This window comes from Alphaproteobacteria bacterium, assembly GCA_005883305.1.
GTDB lineage: Bacteria > Pseudomonadota > Alphaproteobacteria > Sphingomonadales > Sphingomonadaceae > Allosphingosinicella.
This window is the reverse complement of record VBAC01000001.1, coordinates 2,044,427-2,068,764: the sequence shown is the minus strand read 5'-3', so window position 1 is coordinate 2,068,764 and position 24,338 is coordinate 2,044,427. Positions and strand designations below refer to the sequence as shown.

The 24,338-nt window shown below is 67.2% G+C and carries 9 protein-coding genes and 1 tRNA gene; 7 read left to right on the top strand and 3 right to left on the bottom strand.

Annotated features, from left to right (window positions below):
- Window positions 1–27 precede the first annotated feature (27 nt).
- Window positions 28–103 (top strand) — tRNA-Glu (locus E6G92_10255).
- Here the strand turns inward: E6G92_10255 and E6G92_10250 are convergent.
- Window positions 98–1,033: a pyridoxal-phosphate dependent enzyme gene (locus E6G92_10250; GenBank protein ID TMJ20111.1), complete on the bottom strand. Its 936-nt coding sequence runs from the start codon at window positions 1,031–1,033 to the stop codon at window positions 98–100. The genes E6G92_10255 and E6G92_10250 overlap by 6 nt on opposite strands.
- Window positions 1,030–1,776, bottom strand: a complete 747-nt coding sequence (locus E6G92_10245; GenBank protein TMJ20110.1) for an NUDIX domain-containing protein — start codon at window positions 1,774–1,776, stop codon at window positions 1,030–1,032. The genes E6G92_10250 and E6G92_10245 overlap by 4 nt, the downstream gene beginning before the upstream one ends.
- 47 nt (window positions 1,777–1,823) lie before the next feature.
- Here E6G92_10245 and E6G92_10240 point away from each other — a divergent pair, with 47 nt between their 5' ends.
- The 5 genes from E6G92_10240 (at window position 1,824) to E6G92_10220 (ending at window position 6,621) form a co-directional block, all read left to right on the top strand.
- A complete protein-coding gene (locus E6G92_10240; GenBank protein TMJ20109.1) occupies window positions 1,824–3,188 on the top strand; it encodes a hydrolase in 1,365 nt (454 codons plus the stop codon).
- Window positions 3,178–4,299, top strand: a complete 1,122-nt coding sequence (locus tag E6G92_10235; GenBank protein ID TMJ20108.1) for a peptidase M19 — start codon at window positions 3,178–3,180, stop codon at window positions 4,297–4,299. The genes E6G92_10240 and E6G92_10235 overlap by 11 nt, the downstream gene beginning before the upstream one ends.
- Window positions 4,296–5,180: a bile acid:sodium symporter family protein gene (locus E6G92_10230; GenBank protein ID TMJ20107.1), complete on the top strand. Its 885-nt coding sequence runs from the start codon at window positions 4,296–4,298 to the stop codon at window positions 5,178–5,180. Before E6G92_10235 ends, E6G92_10230 begins: the two co-directional genes overlap by 4 nt.
- Complete coding sequence (locus E6G92_10225; protein TMJ20790.1) at window positions 5,180–6,112, top strand: ornithine cyclodeaminase family protein; 933 nt, start codon at window positions 5,180–5,182, stop codon at window positions 6,110–6,112. Before E6G92_10230 ends, E6G92_10225 begins: the two co-directional genes overlap by 1 nt.
- Window positions 6,113–6,324: 212 nt before the next feature.
- The gene (locus tag E6G92_10220; protein ID TMJ20106.1) at window positions 6,325–6,621 is read left to right on the top strand and encodes a PilZ domain-containing protein; all 297 of its coding nucleotides are present in this window, start codon (window positions 6,325–6,327) and stop codon (window positions 6,619–6,621) included.
- A gap of 698 nt (window positions 6,622–7,319) precedes the next feature.
- Here the strand turns inward: E6G92_10220 and E6G92_10215 are convergent.
- On the bottom strand, window positions 7,320–7,589 hold the full coding sequence (locus E6G92_10215) for a hypothetical protein (protein TMJ20105.1): 270 nt from the start codon (window positions 7,587–7,589) through the stop codon (window positions 7,320–7,322).
- Between the two features lie 354 nt (window positions 7,590–7,943).
- Here E6G92_10215 and E6G92_10210 point away from each other — a divergent pair, with 354 nt between their 5' ends.
- A complete protein-coding gene (locus tag E6G92_10210; protein ID TMJ20104.1) occupies window positions 7,944–24,221 on the top strand; it encodes a hypothetical protein in 16,278 nt (5,425 codons plus the stop codon).
- Window positions 24,222–24,338: the final 117 nt, after the last annotated feature.

Genomic DNA, 24,338 nt, shown 5'->3' with positions numbered 1-24,338 from the left:
GGCCCTTAAGGCGCGGCCTCGCTACACGGCCCCATCGTCTAGTGGCCTAGGACGTCGCCCTTTCACGGCGAAAACACGGGTTCGAGTCCCGTTGGGGTCACCAGCCGGCCAATATCCTGGCGAGCTCGGCGCGGTCGATATTGCCGCCCGAGACGATCGCCACCGACCGGTCGATCCCCGCTTTCTCCGCCGCAGCCACCGCCGCCGCGCCGGCGCCTTCGGCGATGACGTGATGCTCGGCGGCGAGGCGTCGGATCACCTCTTCGACCTCGGCGAGGCTGACGACGATCACCTCGTCGACCAGGCGCTTCAGCAAGGACCACATCTCGTCGAGCACGCGGGTGCTGCCCATGCCGTCGACGAAGCTTGGCGTTCGGGGAACCGTCACCGGCTCTCCCGCGTCCAATGCCGCCTTCAGTGGCAACGCGGTTTCGGTTTCGACGGCAATGATGCGGCAGCCCGGCCGCTTGAGGCGCACCGCCTGGGCGATTCCGCTGGCGAGCCCGCCGCCGCCGATCGGGATCAGCACCGCCTCGACGTCGGGCAGGTCCTCGGCGATCTCCGCGCCGATCGTGGCGGCGCCGGCGATCACCTCGCGCTCGGCGACAGGGTGGAAGAAGGTCCCCGCGCCACCGGTCTCGCGGGTCTCCATGATCCGCCACCATAAGGCGAAATCGTGTTCGTGGACGGTGGCGCCGAGCCGCCTGAGGCTCTCCACCTTTACCCGCGCCGCGCCGTCGGGGACGTGGATGGTGACCGGCAGGTGGTGCCGCGCCGCCGCGGCGGCGATCGCCTGGCCGAAATTGCCGGCGCTGGCGCTGACGATGGCCGCGAGCGCGCCCCGCTCCAGCCGAGCCTTCAGCGCGTTTGTCGCGCCGCGGATCTTGTAGGAACCGTAGGGCTGCAGGCATTCGAGCTTCAGGAAGGTCCGTCCGTCGCGCATCGGCGCCAGCGGCGTGCGCATCGCGAAGCCCTGGATCCGCGCCCGCGCCGCGGCGATCTCGGCCTCCGTCAGCGGATCGGCGAGGCTCATCGCCGCCGCGCCGTTTCGAGCGGCTCGGAGGTGACCGGATAACCGATCCCCTCCGGGATGCAGACGTGCGGGGCGCCGTGCCGCTCCTCGACCCAGGGCGTGATCCGGGTCACCGGATGGCGCGCCGCATCCTCCAGCGCCTCGGCGATCGAGCCGAAGCGCGCCAGCCGCTCGAGGTTGCGCCGGGTCGGGAAGATGACGTGCGCGCGGCCGGCATCGACCTCGGCCAGGATCTCCGCCGCGCCGGCCCAGAAGGCGCGGACCGCCTCATGCTCGCTGATCCTCGGCTCGGGCGTATCGGCCGGCGCCTCGGCGAGGAAGAAGAGCGTGTCGAAGCGGCGGGTCTCGCGGAAATTGGGGCACCAGCGCGCGAACGGCGTGAGCGCGGCCGCCTCGATCGTCAGGCCATGCGATTCGAGCAGCGAGGCGAACGGCTCCTCATCCGCGAGTCCGCCGCGAAGCGCATCGACCGTCGCCGGGTCCGGCGAAGGCGAGAGGCCCGGCGCGAGGCCGGTCTCCTCGATCGTCTCGCGGATCGCCGCGATCCTGGCGGAGTCCGTCCCGAGCAGCCCGGCGGTCAGATGATCGTCGGCGTCGATCCGCCCGCCGGGGAAGACCAGCGCCCCCGCGGCGAAGGCCATCGTCCCGGTCCGCTCGGTCACCAGCAGCTCGGGCGGCCCATCGCCATTCGGGCGCATCAGCACCAGGGTCGCGGCGGGGATCGCGTCGGGCAGGTCCGGCATGGCCTGGATGCCTAGGCGGGAAGGCGGAGCGATGCTAGGCCTTGGAAATGGTTCGGGGGTTTCTGGTCGCGTTGCTTCTTTTCGGGTCGGCCGCCGCGCGCGCCGCCGATCCGCCTTACGCGCCGGCGCAGACGGGCCAGCGCGTCGTCTATCGCGGCGCGACGCTGATCGACGGCACCGGCAGCGCGCCCCGGCAGGCGATGGCTGTGATCGCCAATGGAGAGCGGATCGAGGCGGTCCTGCCCGCCGCGCGCCTCACCCGGCGGATGACCGAGGACGCCGAGATCATCGACCTGTCCGGCCGCTACCTCATCCCCGGGCTGATCGACAGCCACCAGCATATCGCCACGCCGCCCAACCGGGCCCGCGCCGAGGCGCTGATGCGGCGCGACCTCTACAGCGGAATCACCGCGACCCGGATCATGGCCGACGATCTGCGCTCGGTGGCGGAGCTGGACCGGGCCGCCCGCGCCGGCGAGATCGCCGGCCCCGACCTTTTCTACGCCGCGCTCGTCGCCGGCCGCTCCTTCTTCTCCGATCCCCGGACGCAGGCCGTGAGCTTCGGCTACACGCCCGGGGAGGCGCCCTGGGCGCAGGCGGTCGATGCCGAGAGCAACCTTCCGCTGCTGATCGCCCGGGCGCGCGGCACCGGCGCGGCGGCGATCAAGATCTATGCAGATCTGCCGCCGGTACTGGTTCGCGCCATCGCCGCCGAGGCCCACAGGCAGGGTTTGCAAGTCTGGGCGCACGCAATGGTCTTCCCGACTCCGCCCGATCAGGTGCTGGCCGCCGGTCCGGACGTCGTCAGCCATAGCTGCTACCTCGCCTATCAGGTCTCGGCCCATCCGCCGCAAACCTATCGCGAGCGAGTCCCGGTCGATCCGGCGCAATTCGCGCAGGGCGACAATCCGGCGATGGAGGGGCTGTTCCGGACGATGCGGGAGCGGGGAATCCTGCTCGACGCCACCTTGCGCGTCTATCGCGAGGGCGAGCGCCGGGCGACTCCCCAGCGGCCCGCCAATTGCAGCCTCGATCTCGCCGCGCGCCTGACCGCCGAGGCCCGGCGCGCAGGCGTCCACGTCTCGGCGGGAACCGACGGCGACACGCCCTACGCAGCGGCCTATCCCGCCCTGTTCGAGGAGATGGAGCTGCTCGTCCAGCGGGCCGGCTTCACCCCGATCGAGGCGATCAGCGCCGCGACTCAGGTCGGAGCGATGGCCATGGGCCAGGGCGAGGCGATGGGCGTCATCGCCCCCGGCCGTCTTGCCGACATGGTCGTGCTCGAGCGCGATCCCGCCGGCGACATCGCCAACCTGCGCTCCGTCCTGTTCACGGTGAAGCGGGGGCGGCGGTTCGAACGGAGCGATTATCGCCCGATCAGCGCACAGGAAGCAGGCGCCGATGACGACTGAGCTCGACCGCCGCAGCTTCCTTGCCCTCGCCGGCGCCGGCGCGCTGGCGCCCGGAGCGGCGCTGGCCCAGCCGGCGGTGCGGGACCCGATCATCGTCAATGCGCTGGGCGGCCTCGACGACCCGAACATGGAAGAGAGCGGCGATCCGCGCGCGACCTCGGACAGGATCGTCCGCGACGCGCGCGCCTCGGGGCTCACCGCGGTCAACGTCACGCTCGGCTATGTCGCGGGCAACGAGGAGCCGTTCGAGCAGAGTGTGCGCGAGATCGCGCGCTGGGACGCGCGGCTTCGAAGCCGGCCGGACGACCTGCTCAAGGTGCTCTACGCGGCGGACATCCTGCGGGCCAAGCGCGAGAGCAAAATCGGAGTCATTTACGGCTTCCAGAACGCGGCGATGATGGGCGCCGACTCCAGCCGGGTCGAGGTCTTCGCCAATCTCGGGGTGCGCGTGTTCCAGCTCACCTATAATCCCGCCAATGCTCTCGGCGACGGATCGATGGCGCCCGAAAATCGCGGTCTCACCCCGTTCGGCCGCGAGGTGGTCGAGCGGATCAACGCGGCGCGCGCGATGGTCGATCTCTCCCACAGCGGCCAGCGGACCTGCCTCGAGGCGACCGAGGCCTCGAAGGCGCCGATCTCGATCAACCACACCGGCTGCCGCGCTCTGGTCGACCTTCCGCGCAACAAGACCGACGAGGAGCTCAGGGCGGTGGCCGGGCGCGGCGGCTTCGTCGGAATCTACTTCATGCCCTTCGTCAACGCTCAGAGCGTGTGCACCGCCGCCGATGTCGTCGCGCATATCGAGCATGCGATCGATGTCTGCGGCGAGGACCATGTCGGGATCGGCACCGACGGCGGGACGACCGGAATCGACGACATGGCCGCCTACCGCATAAACATGCGCAACGAGGTCGCCGCGCGGCGCTCCGCCGGTATCGGCGCCGCGGGCGAGAATCCGGACACCTTGCCCTTCTGCGAGGAACTGTCCGGCCCGGGCCAGTACCGCCGCCTGATCGGCCTGCTCGAGCAGCGCGGCCATTCGACGGGCCGGATCGAGAAGATCATGGGGATGAACTTCGTCACTTTTGCGCGCGAGGTCTGGGGCGCATGAGCGATTCCTGGGTCCAGTTCGTGAACACCGCGGTCGTGCCGATCGGGCTGATGCTGATCATGTTCAGCCTTGGCCTGACTCTGACCCTGCGCGATTTCGCACTGGTCGGGCGGAGGCCCTTGCTGGTCGGCGCAGGCTTCGCGACTCACCTGTTCGTCCTGCCTTTGCTCGGCCTCGTCGCCGGCACGCTGTTCCGGCTTCCGCCGCAGATGGCGCTCGGCCTGTTCATCGTCTCGCTCTGCCCGGCTGGGACGACCTCCAACGCGCTGACCTTCGTCGGCCGCGGCAACGCCGCCCTCGCGGTCGTGCTGACCGCACTGACCAGCCTGGTCACCGTCTTTACCATCCCGATCGTGCTGAGCTGGGCGGTGCCCTGGTTCCTCGGCGGGGAGACGGGGACTGTGCCGACCCTTTCGGTGCCGAAAACCATCGGCCAGCTGGTGAAGATCACATTGGTGCCGATCGTCGCCGGAATGATCGTGCGGCACTTCGCGCCAAATTTCGCCGCCCGGATGGCGAAGTGGCTTCGACCGACGGCCTTCGTCATTCTCGTCGTCGTGATCGGCTTTTCGGTGGTCGTCAGCCTCAGGCTGGTGCTCGACAATCTGCTGCTGGCGACGCCGGCGATCGTCGCCCTCAACCTTTCCGCGATGGGCTTCGGCCTGTTGCTCGGCCGGCTGCTCGGCGTCGGCGCGCGCGACGCGATGACTCTGGCGATCGAGACCGGCGTGCAGAACGTGACGCTGGCGATCTTCCTCACGTTGACGGTGCTCGGCAGCCTGCCGCTGGCGGTGACCCAGAACATCTACGGCGTGGTCATGATCCTCAGCGCGAGCCTTTTGATTCGCTGGTGGCGGCCGCGGATCGAGGCCGAAGGCTGATGCTCTACGTCACCGCCGAGGAGGTGGCGAAGCTGCTTCCCTACGAGGAGTGCATCTCGCTGATGCGCGAGGCGATGATCGCCCTGTCCGCCGGCCGCACCCGCCAGCTGCTGCGAACGATCCTCGATCTGCCGGAGGGCCGAGCCTTCGGATCGATGCTCGGCGCGATGCTCGACGACGGAGTCTTCGGGGCCAAGCTGGTCAGCGTCTATCCGGACAATTTCGATCGTGGCGGCCCCTCGCACCAGGGCGTGGTCGTCCTGTTCGACGCGGCCGACGGCGCGCCCTCGGCGATCCTCGAGGCCGGCGAGATCACCGCGATCCGCACCGCCGCGGCCTCGGCGGCGGCGACCGACGCGCTGGCGCGGCCGGAGGCGGCTTCGCTCGCGATCCTCGGCTATGGCGAGCAGGCGCGCCGCCACGTCGCGGCGATTCGCTGCGTGCGCGACATCGCGCGCCTGACCGTCTGGGGCCGCTCGCCCGAAAAGGCCGCGGCTTTCGCCGAGGCGCATGGCGGCACGGCTTGCGCGAGCGTCGAGGAGGCGGTCGCGGCCGCGGACATCATCTGCACCGTAAGCGCGGCGCGCGACCCGATCCTGATGTCGGATTGGGTTCCCGACGGTGCCCATGTCAACGCGGTCGGATCGTCGCGCGCTGGGCCGAGCGAGATCGACGTGGCGCTGGTCGCGAGGGCCCGCTTCTTCGCCGATCATGAGGAGGGCGTCCGCGCGCAGGGCGCGGAATATCTCTACGCTCTGGATTCGGGCGCGATCGGCGAGGATCACCTTCTGGGAGAGATCGGAGCGGTCATGGCCGGGACGATCGAGGGGCGCCGAGCGGCGAGCGACGTCACGATCTACAAGTCGCTGGGCAGCATCGTCCAGGATCTGGCGTCCGCCCGCCACATCGTCTCCCGGCTCCGGGGCCGCTGACTTCCTCTTGCTGAGATTGAGCAGGCCAGGCCTTTCGCCAGTTGAACCCGCGTCCCCAAATCGATTATAATCTATTGTTTACTAACATAGGTCATATTTCGGTATGAGGGGGTAATGGATCACGGCAGAAAGCGAAAGTCATTGGCGTGGGCGAGCAAGTGTTGGTCGAATTACTACCTGCCGAACGCCGACGCACCGAGCGCTTTCCTTCGATGATTCGCGGCGTGCTTCGCAATTTCAGGCGCGGCGCCGAATTCATCGAGCTCGTCGACATATCCGCTGAAGGCTGCGGCTTCACCTCGCGCTGGCCGTTCGAGGTCGGAGCGCGTGTGCTCCTCGGGCTGCCGGGCCTCGAACCCTGGCCCGGCACCATCGTCTGGCATGAGGCGGGGCAAGGCGGGGTCCAGTTCGACCGGCCGCTTCACCCGGGCGTCGTCAGTCGCTTCGCGGCCCAGATCAAGGATGCAGGCCCGTCCCGCGCCCACCTGACCCCGCCCGAAAAGGATTAGCGGCAACGGGCGGGATGGAATCGCGGCGGTCCGCGCTTCGCCGATGATCGGGCCGGCCGACGAGGCCGCTCCCGCACCCGGCTCAACCCGCGTCACCAAATGACCAGGACCTGGCACGAGAAGTGCCATCGTCCGGAAAGCCGCCGCTAGGCCTGTCCCGAAGCTGGACAGGGAAGGCATATGCGGAAGGCCGCCGATATCGTTACGGGCCTGATACCGTGAGATTTCTACATTCTCGCCTTGACTCTCTACCGTATTGGCCGCAGCGTCAGAGTCGTTGATTCGCAACGCTAAATTAACCGTCTGTTTTGCGAGCTGACGAGTGGGCCGTTGAGGCGCCGTTCGCCTGATTTTGGCTGTCGAGTTCAAGATGATGGTTTCGTCGGCGCGCTGCGCGGCGATCCCTTTCGCTTGTCTCGATCGGTGCCTCCCGGAGGGGCGGGAAGAAGTGCCGAGTAATGGGGAGGCGAGTATTTGCGTAAATCACGGCCGATGAGGTCCATTCCCGGTGAATGGGCCGAAACATCTTTCTCGTGTCCTGAAAAGCGGGCGCGTGAAGCCGTGTCGACCCGTCAGTTCTTCGCGCCCGGTTCGCCGATCAAGCCGCGAAACCATCCATGTCTCCAGCTCGAAAATCGCCGGCCTGATCTCGCGGTGCCGCGGCAGATCGGCCGCAGCCCCTCACCGATACGTGGCGGCTATTCGCCTTTCACGGGGGCGCGCCCCGGTTCGGCCGGGTCGAGGCTCGCCGGATCGGGAGCACCGGGAGCCGGCGCGCCGCCGGGCCGGGCCGCGGCGATCTCGCCATATCCACCGCAATATCGCCTGCCGGCCGAGCCGCCGAGCACCTGCACCCCGCAAAAATCGCCGGGGCGCATGACGACGTCGCGGAGAACGATCGCCCGGCCGTCGCGCAGCTCCACCGTCAGATGCCCATCGGGACCGACCCTGACGAAGGCCGTGGACAAGGTCCGGCGCCCCTCGGCCTCCGCCGGCGAATCTCCCCGTGGATCCGAAGCAGCGTTTTCGGCCGGGCTTGGGTTGCGCATGGTGGCTTCCTTAGGCGGAGGATTGCAGGCGACGAGCGCCGCGATTGAGGGCAGCAAGAACCAGGCCATCACGCCCTTCGCGAGCTTGAACACAGCCTTTGCTACACGAACCGCGCCATCGAGTCACCGGGCGGGGGGCGTCTGCCTCGGCCGCGGCCGGGAAGATGCCGAAGCGGCGATTTCAACCAAGGCCTGCGCCGGAGATCGGTCCGATCTCCAGCTCACGGCCGGCACGCATCGACTTCATATCATGAAATTCCAGAGGGGATACCAATGAGCACTTCCAACCGCGGCAGCAACACGCCCCTCGACGACAATTCATCGGTCGGCGACCAGTTCAACCGGCTCGAGGCCGGCACCGGCACGCCCGCCGGCGACGCGGGAGAGCCCGGCTTCGAGGTCGGCATCGGCGCCCCCGCGGACGCGGTGAGCGACCCCGGTCCGGAGATCGGCATCGTCGCGCCGACGATCGACGATGCCGTTCCCGCCGATGACGCGCCTGCCGGTAACGATACGTCTTCCGGCGGCGTGGACGGCAGCCTGTCGGGTCTCGGGACCTGGGAATCGGTCGAAACACTGGCGGTCGTGGACGACAATGACGAGGCCGCCAACCAGAAAGGCGGCGGCGGAACCTTCGACCCGCGCGCGGCCAACACGCCCGGAAGTCCCGGCCAGCTCCTGACGCTCGGCACCAACCCGGACGGAAGCCACTTCTTCACCGGCATCCGCAACGTCGATGCGGTCCTGATCGGATCCAGGTGGGGCACCACCAACCTCACCTACAGCTTCCCGACCTCGGGCTCGAACTACAACGGCCCGACCTTCGACAGCAACGGCGTCAGCAACTACCATATCGACCTTGGCACTCAGCAGCAGGCGTCGGCGCGCGCCGCCTTCGCCCAGCTCTCCGCTCTGACCGGGCTGACGTTCACCGAAATCACCGACACGGACACCGTCCACGCGAATATCCGCATCTCGCAGACCGCCGACGCCGACGTGCCGTCCGCCTACGGCAACTTCGCCTCCGATACCAAGGCAGTGGCCGGCGACATCTGGTTCGGCCGCAACAACCAGCCTTATTACGATCTCACAGGCAGGGGCACGTGGGGCTTCGCCACCATGATGCACGAGATCGGCCACACCATGGGGCTCAAGCACGGGCACCAGGATTATACGAACAGCGACCTGTCCGGCTTCCTCGGGACCTCGCCGCGTTTCGGCAGCCAGTCCCTGACTCCGGACCGCGACGGCCAGGCCTGGTCGCTGATGACCTATACGCCGGCGCCGTTCACCAACAGCAATTTCGCCGGAGAGAAGATCAGCCAGCCGCAGACGTACATGCAGTACGACGTCGCCGCGCTGCAGTATCTTTATGGGGCCAATTTCAACACCAATTCGGGCGACACCGTCTACACGTTCAGCCAGACGACCGGCGAGATGTTCGTCAACGGCGTCGGCCAGGGCGCGCCGGCGGGCAACAAGATCTTCCTCACCATCTGGGACGGCGGCGGCAACGACACGATCGACGCCAGCAACTACGCGAACGGCGTCACCATCGACCTTCGCCCGGGCGAGTTCTCCACGGTCGACCAGAATCAGCTGGTCAACAATTTGGCCTATCAGAACCTCGTCAACCTGGCGCCCGGCAACATCGCCATGTCGCTGCTCTACAACAATGACGCCCGTTCCCTGATCGAGAACGCCACGGGCGGCGCGGGCAACGACATCTTCATCGGCAACGTCGCGAACAACGTGCTCGACGGCGGCGTCGGCGGCAGCGACACCGTGATCTTCACCAGCGCCACCGGCGTGAACGTCACTCTGAACGACACGAATACCGACGTCATCGTAAACCACGACGGCGAGACCGACACGCTGCGCAGCATCGAGAATATCGGCGGCACCAGCGGCAACGACACGATCACCGGCAACAGCCTGGACAACATCCTGACCGGCGGCTCGGGCGGCACGGACGTGCTCTCGGGCAACGACGGGAACGACCGGCTGGTCGGCGGCGGCTTCACCGTCACCACGAATTTCATCCCCGGCTCCCCGCCCTCGCAGCCGGACATCACCAAGCCGGCGGCCACCAACAACAACAGCATCGCCAACGCGGTGAACACGGCCGGCGCCTACGATATCGACGCCAACCCGAACATCGCGAACGCCACCACGATTCCGCACGCGACGATCAACGCCACGGCGACTGGCGGCTCGCTCGAATATTACCGGATCGACGTGACGGCGGCCGGCGCGCAGGCGATCTTCGACATCGACGGAGCCGGATCGCTCACCGACAGCATCATCGAGCTGGTCGACAGCGCGGGCAATTTGCTGGCCACCAACGACACCGGCCCGGGCGATCCCGGCACCACCGTCAACGACGACGCCTACATCACCTATACCTTCGCCGCGGCGGGGACCTATTACATCCGCGTCGGCCGGTTCATCAGCAACAGCGTCGCCCAGCCGATGCTGGCCGGGCAGACCTATCAGCTGAACATCTCGCTTCAGGGCGCCGCCGGATCGACCACCTTCACTGTCAACAACACCAGCAGCCTCGTGGCCGATGGCGGCGAGGGGAACGACTACCTTCAGGGAACGGTCGCCGACGACACGCTGACCGGCGGCAACGGCAACGACACCGCGTCGTTCGCGACCGCCTATAACGGCGGCGGCGCCGGCACGACCGGCGTCACCGTCGATCTGAACATTCAGGGCGTGGCCCAGAACACGGTCGGTGCGGGCAACGACACGCTGACCGGCATCGAGAATCTGGTCGGTTCGCAGTATAACGACACCCTGACCGGCGACGGCAACGACAATGTCATCGAAGGCGGTCTTGGCGCCGACACTTTGGCCGGCGGCCTCGGCAGCGACACCGCCTCCTATGCCGGCGCCGCAGCCGGCGTGACGGTAAGCCTCGCCCTCCAAGGCGCGGCGCAAAGCACGGTCAATGCGGGCTCGGACACGCTCAGCGGATTCGAGAATCTGGCGGGCTCCGGCTTCAACGACAGCCTCACCGGCGACGCCAACGCGAATATCCTTTCGGGCGGCGCGGGCGACGACACGCTCAATCCCGGTGCGAACGCGGGCGCGGTCGTGGACCTGCTGGACGGCGGGCTCGGGACGGACACCGCGTCCTTCGCGGGCAACGCTTCCGGCGTCACGGCCACGCTGAACGGCGCGCTGGACGGCGCCGCCTCCATCGCCGGCGGGACGATCGCCACCTTGCGCAGCATCGAGAACCTGATCGGCAGCGCGAACGCCGACATCCTGACCGGTGACGGCAACGCCAATGCCATCGAGGGAGGGCTCGGCAACGACACGCTCGACGGCGGCCTGGGCGTGGACACTCTGGTCTTCACCGGCTCGACCGCGACGACGGTCAACCTGGCCACTCTGACGGCCCAGAATACGGGCTGGGGCAGCGACACCATCACCAATTTCGAGAATGTCCGCACCGGCTCCGGCGCCGACAACATCACCGGCGACGTCAACGACAACACCTTCTTCGAAGGCGGCGGCAACGACACCTATAACGGCGCGGGCGGCTTGGGCGACACGGTCGACTATTCCGCCGCCACCTCGACGGTAACGGTCAACCTCAACACCGTCACGGCTCAGGTTACCGGGACGTTCGGCGGCAGCGACACGATTACCAACATCGAAAACGTGGTCGGCGCGGCGGCCTTCGGCAACACGCTGACCGGCAACACCCTGGCCAACCGGCTCACCGGCGGCTCCGCGGCGGACACCATCCAGGGCAACAACGGCGCGGACGTGATCTTCGGCAACGCCGGTAACGACGTCCTGCTGGGCGGCACGACCGGCGCGCTGGACGACGGCAGCGCTGACACTCTCGAGGGCGGCGCGGGCGCCGACTTCCTGGGCGGCGGCCAGGGCAACGACATCCTGCGCGGCGGCGATGGCGACGACGTGCTGGTCGGCGGCATCGTGAATACGATCCAACAATTCTTCACCGGAGTCGACGGCGGCGACGACACCTACGACGGCGGCGATGGGGCCGACCGCGCGATCATGGTCTACGATACCCGCGCCGGCGTCGGCGCGAGCACCGTCGGGGTCGCCTTCGACATCGGCAACCTCGCCGGCAACAGCGCGATCACCTTCAACGGGGTCAATGTCGGTTCGCTGACCAGCATCGAGTTCGTCACCTTCCGCGGCACCAACGTCAACGACGTCGTCAAGGGCGGCGGCTCGCTCGACAGCCTCACCGGCCTCGCCGGCGACGACGTGCTCGATGGCTGGTACGGCAACGACCTGCTGTCGGGCGGGCTCGGCAACGACACCCTGATCGGCGGCGAGGGCCTCGACACGGCGACCTACGTCAATTCGACGGCCGGCGTGAACGTCGATTTGCGGATCGATGGCGTGGCCCAGAACACGGGCGGCGAAGGCATCGATACGCTGTCCGGCATCGAATATCTGGCCGGCTCGAACTTCGGCGACACCCTGCGAGGCAATGACGATTTCAACCTGATCACCGACACCGCGGCGACGGGCCCCGCCGGTCAGACCGACTCGATCTTCGGCTATGGCGGCAACGACACCATCCAGGTGACGCGCGCCGCCGCGGCGCTGGCGACGAACATCAACATGGACGGGGGCGACGGCGACGACTTCATCGAGCTGCGCGGCGGCACGCTGTCGGCGGGCCTGGCGGTAAACCTCGACGGCCTGGTGGCTGCGAGCAACGGGGCCAGCCTCACCTATATGGCGCTGGGCACGACCTCCACCGACCGCAACCTCGATGTCGTGACCGTCGACGGCGGCGCTGGCAACGATCGAATCGTCCTGAGCGGCGTCGCCAGCGCGACGATCAACGCCGGATCCGGCAACGACACCGTCAGCATCTCCATGCGCGGCGCGTCCAGCGTCAACAACTACCAGATCACGCTGGGCGCCGGCGCGGACATCCTCCAGCTCGGCGGGACCACGTCCGACGTGACGACCACCGCCCGCACCAGCCGCGTGACCGACTTCGATCGCGGCGATGCCGGCGACAAGTTCGAGATGTCCACCTACCTGAACAATGGGCTGACCGGCTACACGGCGAACAGCAACGCCTTCGCCAGCGGCCATCTTCGCCTGACCCAGTCCGGTAGCGACCTGCTGGTGCAGGTCGATCGCGATGCCGGCGGCGCGACCAACGGCTTCGTCACCATCTTCGCGATCAGCAACGGCTATACGGGTGGGTTCACGGCCTTCAACTTCGACGGCTTCATCGGCAATTTGACTCTGACCGGCATCGGCGCCCTGGACGAGACGATCACCGGCGCAACCGGCAACGACACTCTCAGCGGCGGGGACGGCAACGACCTCCTGATCGGCCTGGCCGGAACCGACACGCTCAATGGCGGCAACGGCGAAGACGTGCTTCGCGGCGGCACGGGCAACGACGCTCTGAACGGCGGCGCCGGCAACGACACGGCGGATTATGCGGGCCCGCGCGCCGGCTACAGCTTCACCTACACGACCGATCCGGCCACCGGCCGGGCGACGAGCTTCAGCTCGGTCACCGACACCAACGCCGGCAATGGCGACGAGGGTGCCGACACCCTGACCAGCATCGAGAAGCTGACCTTCTCGGATCAGACCATCGACCTCGGCCAGCCGGTCCAGCTGTTCGACGGCAGCAACAACCTCGTCGGCACGTTCGGCACCATCCAGGCGGCGGTCAACGCCTCGTCCAACGGCTATCGCATCTCGGTCGCGGCGGGGACCTTCAACGAGAACGTGACGGTCGACAAGGACGTCACGATCGAGGGCCCGAACGCGGGCATCGCGGGCACCGGCGCGCGCGGCGCGGAAGCGGTCGTCAACGGCCTCTTCTCGATCACCGCCGACGGCGTGACCCTCGATGGGCTGACCATCACCGGCGCTCCGCTGTTCGGGCAGGACATCACCGGCGTGTGGGTCAACAATGACGGGGTCACGCTGACCAATCTCATCCTCGACGGGCCGAACAACGGCTACGGCATCCAGACCACCTACGGGACGACGACCACCGGCCTCGTCCTGAGCAACAGTCTGGTGACCCAGTGGGGCACCGGCGGCTATTTCAACCCGACGACGACCTTCACCGCCAGCGGCAACACGTTCGACGGCAACGGCAACGCGCTTCTCGGCGACGATTTCGGCACCGGCTCGATGATCTCGGGCAACATCTTCTCCAACAGCGCCGGCAGCCACGTCGGCATCGGCTCGTTCGACAGCATCGAGGACGTGCGCGTCTATTTCGGCGCGAACACCTTCAACGGCTCGAACCGCGCGGTCTCGATCTTCGCCTACGGCGACGGCGACGCCGGCGGCCAGGTGCTCACCGGCACCAACGAGGCGAACGGCATCTTCGCCAGCGAGTTCGTCCCCGGCTCCGGCACGGATTCCACCTTCAACGGTCTCGGCGGCAACGACTATCTCTACGGCGGCTCGGGCAACGACACGCTGAACGGCGGCACCGGCATCGACACCGCCGCTTATGACGGAGTCGGGTCGATCAACCAGGTGGGGACCGGCTGGACCGTCAACGACGGCAGCGGCACCGACACCCTCGACCGGATCGAGATCGTCGACGACGTCGCATCGGGCGTGACCAGGCTGGTCGGCAATGGCGGCTATGCGACGATCCAGGCGGCGATCAACGCCTCGAACGACGGCGACGTCATCCGGATCGCCTCGGGCACGTGGAACGAGACGCTGACGGTCGACAAGGACGTCACCATCGAAGGCTTGAACCACGGCATCCCGGGCACCGGCGCGCGCGGCACGGAAACGGTCATCACGGGCGGCATCAACATCACCGCGAGCGGCGTGACCATCGACGGCGTGAAGCTCACCGGAACGATCGACGGCCTCGGCGCGCCCTGGCCTTCGGGCATCTTCGTCGCGGGCAACAATTTCAGCCTGGTCAATTCGGTCATGGCCGGCGCCGGAACCCCGACCAACGGCAGCGGCGACAATTCGGCGATCATCACCCAGTCGGTGAGCGGCCTCAACGTCGGCAACAATCTGATCAACGGCTATGTGATCGGCGCCTATGTCACGGCCGGCTCGACCGGATCGATCCACGACAACCGCTTCCAGGGCGACGGCGGCCCGCACACCGGCATGAGCAACGGGGTCAACAGCGAGACCTCCACCGTCGCCATCTCGGGGAACACGTTCGACGGCCTCTATTCCGGCGTCCTCAACCTCTTCCCCAACGGCCCGGACTCGATCGACCTCGACACCTATGTGATCGGCAACACGTTCACCAACAACGCCTTGGCGCGGCCGATCCAGATCTACCCGACCGACCTCAGCCACAATTTCATCGGCACCGACCATAACGAAGCCTTCAACGGCGATTGGGGCGTGACCGGTCCGCTCAGCTTCGACGGCCAGGGCGGCGACGACCGCGCCTACGGCAGCGCCCAGGGCGACAATCTGCGCGGCGGCGCGGGCGACGACCAGATCAACGGCAATGCCGGCAACGACATTCTGGCGGGCGACGCCAATAACGACGTCGTGAACGGCGGCGACGACAACGACACGCTCGACGGCGGCAGCGGCAACGACATCCTGAACGGCGACAACGGCAACGACTCGCTCCACGGCGGCACCGGCAACGACCAGCTGAACGGCGGATCCGGCACCGACACCGCGGTCTATGACGGGCCGCGCGGCGATTATTCGTTCACCGTGACCACCAATTCGGCGGGCCGGGTGATCGCCTTCACCCAGGTCGGCGACAACGTGTTCGGCAACGGCAACGAAGGCTTCGACTCTCTGAACAGCGTCGAGGTCCTGCAATTCTCGAACCTCACGCTCGACACGAGCAAGAACGTCCAGCTGTTCGATTTCAACAACGCCCTGGTCGGCACCTTCGATACGATCCAGGCGGCGATCGATTCGGCGCAGGACAATTACACGATCCGGGTCGCCGCGGGCGTCTATCACGAAAATCTCGACATCGACGTCGGCGTGCGAATCCTCGGCGCGCGCGGCAACACCTCGATCACCAGCCTGAGCCGCGACGCGGCGAACGGAGTCGGCGAGACGACGATCATCGGCAACGCCCATGTCACCGCGACCGACAACGTGACCCTGAACGGCCTTCGCTTCGTCAACGACGGAAGCATCGGCCACGGCCCGTCCAACGCCCCGCTTTCCTTCACGACCGCCGCCGGGCACCAGGTGATCAACTCGATCTTCTGGTCGACCATCGCCGGCGGCGCCAATGGCGTCGACGACCGCGCGATCTTCGTCTCGCCCAACGCGAGCGGCTCGATCGACATCACCGCCAACCTGATCTCCGGCACGTCGCACGGCCTGTTCGGCACCGCGTCCTGGGGCCGGGGCATCTGGTCAGACGGCGGCGGGGCGACCCTCACCGTGACCGGCAACACCATCGAATGGACCCGCAGCGGCATCAACCTCGACATGTCGGGCTCGTCCTTCGCGAGCGTGGACAACAACCTGTTCCAGCATGTCGGGACCGGGGTCTCGGTCGGAGTCAGCGACGACAACGTCTCGCTGACCAACAACGACTTCACCGACGTCGGCGACGACTTCAACTTCCGCAACCTCACCGACGACGTGAACTTCGACGCCGAGGTCGCTGTCGACCTGCTTACGCCGGTCGTCAGCCCCAACGACCTCGTCGTCGTGCTCGGCGGGTCCGGCAACGACCACATCACCGGCACCTCGGGCGCCGACCTCATCGACGGCAACAACAGCCCGACCAACCCGGGCGCGCTCGATACCGACGTGCTCAACGGCGCCGGCGGCAACGACCTGCTGTTCGGCCGCGGCGGCAACGACACGCTCACCGGCGGAACGGGCGACGATACGATGGACGGCGGCGCCGGCATCGACACCGCGGTCCTCCCCGCCGGAGCGACCTTCGTTTCCAACGGCACCGGCTGGACCGCGACGTCCACCGACGGCACCGACACGCTCATCAGCATCGAGATCGTCCAGACCGGCGGCGCGCACACATTGCTGGTCGGATCGGGGGGCTTCGCCACCATCCAGGCGGCGGTCGACGCCTCCGTCGACGGCGACACGATCCTCGTCGCGGCCGGCACCTATGTCGAGCAGGTCGTGGTCAACGGCCGAAACAACCTCACCATCGTTGCCGAGACCGGCGCGCAGGTGACGATCCAGGCCCCGGCCGACGTTCACGAGACCGTTCGCTCGATCAGCGACCGCGAGATCCACGCGGTCTTCACCGTGATTGGCAGCACCAACGTGACCCTGAGCCACATCGACATCGACGGCGCGGGCGCCGGCAACACGGTCGACGAGGGCGGCGGCGCGGGCCAGGCCAATTTCTACGGCGTGTTCTACCGCAACAGCTCGGGCGGCCTGACCGCGGTCGACGTCGCCCATGTCCGCGACCAGCTGGTCGGCGGCCAGATCAGCGGCGTCCAGCGCGGAGTCGGCGTCGGCGTCGACAATAACAGCCTGATGGCCTTCGCCATGACCGGCGGCTCGATCACCGACTTCCAGAAGAACGCGACGGTGTTCAACGGCGCCGACCTGCTGGTCACCGGAGTGACGATCACCGGCTCGGGCCCGATCACCACCAATGCCCAGAACGGCCTTCAGGTTCTCAACTCGACCGGCACGATCGACGGCAACACGATCACCGGCATCGGCTATGCCGGCGCCGCCAACGCCTATTCGGGCGCGATGCTCCTGTTCGCCAACGAGGACCTCCACGTCACCGGCAACACCATCGTCGGCGCGAACATTTCCAACGCCGCCGCCCGCGTGGTCGGCATCTGGGTCTTCCAGAACGGCGCGCCCAACAACGCGCCCAACAGCGGCGGCGAGATCAGCGGCAACGACATCTCCTATGTCGACGAGGGCATTGACGTCACCGGCGATGTCACGCCCGACGGAATCCTCATCCAGAACAACGACGTCACCAATATCGACGGCTCGGACAACGCTCCGGTGGGCATCTATTTCGAGCCCAATGCGGCGCTGACCACCGCCCACGACGTCGACGGCACGGTCGGCAGCGACTACATCGCCGGCGGCGCCGGGGACGATCACTTCACCGCGCTCGGCGGCAACGACACGCTGCGGGGCAATGGAGGCGACGACGATCTGGAAGGCGACGGCGGCACCGACACCGCGGTCTACGCCGGGGTAATCGGCGATTACACGATCACCACGGTCACCGACGGCAACGGCCACGTCATCGGCTTCAGCGCCGTCAGCGACAACAATGCCGGCGACGGCGACGAGGGCAGCGACACGCTCGACAGCATCGAGGTGCTGCAGTTCAACGGGGTGACTCTCGACCTCGCCCAGCCGGTCCAATTGTTCGACGGCGGCGGCAATCTGGTCGGAACCTTCGCGACCATCCAGGCGGCGGTGAACGCCTCGCAGAACGGCTATTCGGTGAACGTCGCGGCCGGGACCTACAATGAGACGGTCACGGTCAACAAGGACATCACCATCGAGGGACCGAATGCGGGGACTCCGGGCACCGGCGCTCGCGGCACCGAGGCGATCATCGACGGCGGCGTCCACATGAACGCGGCCGGCGCGACGCTCGACGGCCTGACGGTGCTCGGGGGCGGGATGCTCGCCGGCAACCCTGCCGGCATCTACGTCGACGCCGACAATGTCACTCTGACCAACCTCGTCGTCCAGGGCGACGGCACTGCCGGCACCGGCATCCTCACGCCCTATAATGGCGGGGTCACAGGCCTCGAGCTCAGCGACAGCCGGATCGACGACTGGACCAACGGCACCTATTTCAACCCGACCACCCAGTTCACCGCCACCGACAACAGCTTCGACGGCAACGGCGTCGCCCTGACCGGCGACGATTGGGAGGACGGCACCGTCATCTCCGGCAACGACTTCACCAACAGCAGCTTCGGCCATGTCGGCTACGGCGCGCTCGACGCGGTCGAGGATGTCGGCGCGTTCTTCGGGGCGGGCAACGATTTCGACAGCAGCGGCGGCCGTCCGGTCGGCATCTTCGGCTATGGGGCCGGCCAGGAGATCACGGCCACCGACTATGACGATTATATCGCCGACACCACGGTCGGCGGCGCCAGCACTCTCCACGGCGAGGGCGGCAACGATTATATCGACGCCGGCTCGGGCGACGACGCGCTCGAGGGCGGCGCCGGGAACGACATCGTCGTCGGCGGCAGCGGCACCGATACCGCGCTCTTCGCCGACACGATCACCATCGCCGACATCGCCGCGGTGGCGGACGCCGATCCGGAGACCGCAGGCAATCAGGCGGGCTGGACCGTCACCACCGCGACCGAAGGCACCGACAGCCTGACCGGCGTTGAAGCCGTCGACGGCGGAGGGCCCGGCGGCAGCCGGATCCTGCTCGTCGGCTCGGGCGGCTTCGCCACCATCCAGGCGGCGGTCAACGCTTCCGTCAACGGCGACACGATCCTCGTCGCCGCGGGCACCTACAACGAGACGGTCACCGTCGATAAGGACGTGACCATCGTCGGCCCGAACGGAGGGACTCCGGGAACCGGAGCGCGCGGGGCCGAAGCAGTCATCCACGGCGGCGTCTACATGCACGCCGACGGAGCGACTCTCGACGGCTTCACCGTGCTCGGCGGCGGAACGCTCGCCGGCAATCCGGCCGGGATCTATATCGACACCGACAACGTCACCCTGACCAACCTCGTCGTCACCGGCGACGGCACCCACGATCCGGGCCTCTCGACGCCCTATCTGGGCGGAGTGACCGGCCTCGTCATCAGCAACAGCCTGATCCAGGATTGGGGCCAGGGCACCTATTTCAACCCGTCGACCCAGTTCACCGCCACCGGCAACACGTTCGACGACAACGGCAACGCGATCATCGGCGACGATTGGGCGGCGGGAACGTCGATCGACAACAACGTCTTCACCGATTCGACCGGCTCGCACATCGGCTACGGCTCGTTCGACGACACCGAGGACATGCGCGACTATGTCGGCACGAACAACAGCTTCGGCGGCACCAACCGGCAGGTCTCAGTCTTCGCCTATGGCGACGGCACGCCGGGCGGCGTGGCCGGCCAGGTCATCACCGGAACGGAGGGCCGCAACGGCTTCTTCGCCTCTGAGAATGCGGGCTCGGGCACCGACTCCACCTTCAACGGTCTCGGCGGCAACGACGATTTCTTCGCCGGATCGGGCAACGACACGCTGAACGGCGGCACCGGCACCGACACCGCCTTCTACGACGACGACCGCGACGACTACACCGTGGTCACGACCACCGACGCTCATGGCCGAGTCCTCAGCTTCGTTTCGGTCACCGACGACGCCGCGACCGGCGTTGACGAGGGCACCGATGCGCTGAACAGCGTCGAGCTGCTCAGCTTCGGCAACGTTACGCTCAACCTGACGGACCCGATCCAGCTGTTCGACGCGGGCGGCCAGTTCGTCGGCACGTTCACCACCATCCAGGCGGCGATCGACGCGGCTTCGGACGATTATACGATCAGCGTCGCCGCGGGCACCTATGACGAGGATCTGACGATCGACGTCGGCGTGACCATCCTCGGCGCCCAGTCCGGCGTCGGCGGGACCGGCGGCGGCCGCGACGCGGCCGGCGGCACCGGCGAGACGACGATCATCGGCAACGCCCGAGTGACCGCGACCGACAACGTGACCCTCGATGGCCTTCGCTTCGTCAACGACGGGACGATCGGCCACGGCCCGTCCAACGCGGCGCTCTCCTTCACCACCGCGGCCGGCCACATCGTCACCGACTCGGTCTTCTGGTCGACCATCGCCGGCGGCGCCGGCGGAGTCGACGACCGCGCCATCTACCTCTCGCCGAACGCGAGCGGATCGGTCGAGATCAGCGACAACCTCATCTCGGGCACGTCGCACGGCCTGTTCGGCACCGCTTCGTGGGGCCGCGGCATCTGGTCCGACGGCGGCGGGACGGATCTCACCGTCTCGGGCAACACCATCCAGTGGACCCGCAGCGGCATGAACCTCGACATGTCCGGCAATTCGACCGCGACCGTCGACGGCAACGACTTCCAGAATCTCGGCACCGCGATCGCGGTCGGCGTGGATTCGGTCGGGCTGACGGTCACCGACAACGACTTCTTCAACGTCGGCGACGAATTCAGCTTCCGCAACCTCACCACCGACGTCACCTTCGACGCGGGCGCGGCCATCGACACGCTCAATCCGGCCGGCAATTCCAACGACTTCGCGGTGATCCTCGGCGGATCGGGCAACGACACGTTCACCGGCACCGATGGGGCCGACTATATCGACGGCAACAACAGCCCGACCGCCCCCAACGCGACCGACAGCGACTCGATCGACGGCGGCGCCGGGGCCGATCTGCTCTTCGGCCGCGGCGGCGACGACACTCTGACGGGCGGCGGCGACGACGACCAGCTCGACGGCGGCTCGGGCATCGACACGGCGATCGTCGGCGCCGGCGCGACCTATGTCGCGAACGGCACGACCTGGACCGTCACCTCGAGCGACGGCGTCGACACCCTCACCGGGATCGAGATCGTCCAGAGCGGCGCGAACCACACTTTGCTCGTGGGCTCGGGCGGCTTCACCACGATCCAGGCGGCGATCGACGCGGCCTCGGACGGCGACACGATCCTGGTCACGGCCGGCACCTATGCCGAGGATCTCCTCGTCAACAAGGACGTGACGATCTCGGGCGCCAATGCGGGCGTGGCCGGCGACGGCGCGCGCGGGGCGGAGACGATCATCGCGGGGGGCGTCAACATCGTCGTCAACGGCGTGACCATCGACGGCGTCAAGATCACCGGCGATGCCGACGTTCCCGGCTCGATCTGGCCCGCGGGCGTCTACGTGGCCGGCAACGGCCTCAGCCTGGTCAACTCGATCCTCGACGGCTCGGGCGTGGGAACCAATGGCGACGGCAACAATTCGGCGATCCTGACCCAGACCACGACCGGCCTCGACGTCGGCCACAACCTCATCACCGGCTTCGTCATCGGCGCCTACGTCTCCGGCCCGGGCTCCACCGGCTCGATCCACGACAACCTCTTCCAGGGCGACGGCGGCCCCGCCACAGGCCTCGGCAACGGGGTCAACAGCGAGACCTCGCACGTCGACATCACCGACAACACGTTTGACGGGCTCTATGCGGGCGTTCTGAACCTGTTCCCGTCGGGCCCCGATTCGATCGACCTCGACGATTATGTCAGCGGCAATACGTTCACCAACAACGCCGCCGAGCGGCCGATCCAGATCTACCCGACCGATGGCAGCCACAATTTCGTCGGCACCGACGAGAACGAGGCGTTCGTCGGCGATTGGGGCGTTGTCGGGCCCTTGAGCTTCGACGGCCAGGGCGGCGACGACCGCGCCTGGGGCAGCGCACAAGGCGACAGCCTCACCGGCGGCACCGGGAACGATCAGCTCCACGGCAATGCGGGCGCGGACTTCCTCGATGGCGGCACGGGCGACGATTTGCTCGACGGAGGCGCGGGCATCGATATCGCGCTCGTCTCGACCATCACCGGCTTCAGCTACGCCGCGGGGACGTGGACCGTCGCGACCACCAGCGGAACCCAAACCTTGACCGGCGTGGAGATCGTCATCGACACGACCAGCCAGCGCTACCTGCTGATCAGCCCGAACACCTTCGTCACGCTCCAGGATGCGGGCAGCTCGGTCTCGGCGCATGACTTCGATTACATCCGCCTGACTCCCGTCCTCCACAGCGGCACCTTCAGCTATAACCATTCGGGGCTGGTGGTCTTCGGCGAGGGCGCCACGCTCAACGTCACTTTGAACGCGACCGGCAATCAAGGGATCACGCTCAACGCCGGCGACAATAACGACGTGATCACCACCACGGGCGGCGTCGACCATCTGAACGGCGCGGGCGGCAACGACAGGCTCGACGGCGGCGCGGGCTCCGATGTCCTGACCGGCGGGCTTGGCGACGATGCGTTCTACGTCGACACGTTGGGCGATCGGGCCTTGGAGAATTCGGGCGAAGGCTACGATACGGTCTACGCGAGCGTCAGCTTCGCGCTCGAAGCCGGCTCGTCGATCGAAGAGCTTTCGGCCGACCCCCAGGCCGGAACGGCCGCGATCGACTTGACCGGCAATGAGTTCGCGAACACGATCAACGGAAATGCTGGCGTTAACACGCTGGACGGTGGTGTCGGGGCCGACGTCATGCGCGGCTTCGGCGGCAACGACCGCTACTTCGTCGACAATGCCGGCGACCTCGCTCTCGAGGCTGCCGGCGGTGGCCTGGACATCGTCTACGCGACATCGTCCTACGAGCTGGCGGGCGGCTCGGAGATCGAGATCCTCTCGGCCGCCGATCAGGCCGCCACGACGCCCCTGGTCCTGGTCGGAAATACGCTCAATCAATCGATCTACGGCAATGCCGGCGCGAATTTCCTCGAAGGCGGCGGCGGCGCTGATGTGCTGATCGGGCTCAACGGCAGCGATACCTTTGTCGTCGATGGCAATGACGACATCGTTTTGGAGGCCGTCGGCGGCGGCGGTCGCGACGTGGTCCTGGCGAGGTCCAGCTACACCCTGGGGGCCGGGCAGGAGGTGGAAGTACTCTCGACCATCTCGCAATCGGCGACCAACGCAATCAACCTCACTGGCAACGGGTTCGTCAACGAACTCTACGGCAATGCCGGCCTCAATTATCTCGATGGTGCCGGGGGCGGCGATCTCCTGGTCGGCTTTGGCGGCAACGACACCTATGTCGTCGATGATGCCAGCGATGTGATCTACGACTTCGTTGGCGAGGGCACCGACATTCTCTTTGTCCAGGGTGATTACGAGCTGAACATTCAGGCCGAGATCGAGCTCATCACGGCCTACAGCCAGGGATCGACCGCGGCGCAGTCTCTGGTCGGCAACATATTCGGCCAGACGATCTACGGTAGTGCCGGGGCCAATTTCATCGACGGCAATGGCGGGGCCGACGTCCTGATCGGCCTCGGCGGCAACGACACCTACGTCGTCGACGGCGCCGAGGACTATGTCGCGGAAAGCGCGGGCGGCGGGACCGATGTCGTTTACGCCAAGGCGAGCTACACTCTCGCCGCCAGCCAGGAGATCGAAGTTCTGTCGACCTCCTCTCAAGGAAGCACGACGGCGATCGATCTGACAGGCAACGAATTTGCCAACACCATCTATGGCAATGCCGGGGCCAACATCCTGAACGGTGGCGGCGGAGCCGACTTCCTCCAGGGCTTTGGCGGGGCAGATACCTTCGCGTTCACAACGGCTCTCGGCGGAGGCAATGTCGACCAGATCGGCGATTTCCTCTCCGGCACCGACAAGATCGCACTGGACGATGCCGTCTTCAGCGCGATCGGCGGCATGGGCGCTCTCAACGCCAACGCATTCTTCGCTGGCGCCGCGGCGCACGACGCCGACGATCGGATCATCTACGATGCGACGACCGGCAACCTCTTCTACGATGCCGACGGCAACGGCGCAGGCGCGGCGGTGCTGTTCGCCAACGTGGTCAACCACCCGCCGATCATCGCCAGCGACTTCACCGTAATCTAGCGGGAGGGCGGCGGGAGCGGTTCCACATTTGTGGAACCGCTCCCGGCCCGTCGAGGGCGATTTCAGTGCTGCCCGGGGTCACCGCGGGGTGTCGGAAATTTCAGGCCGGCCAATGCG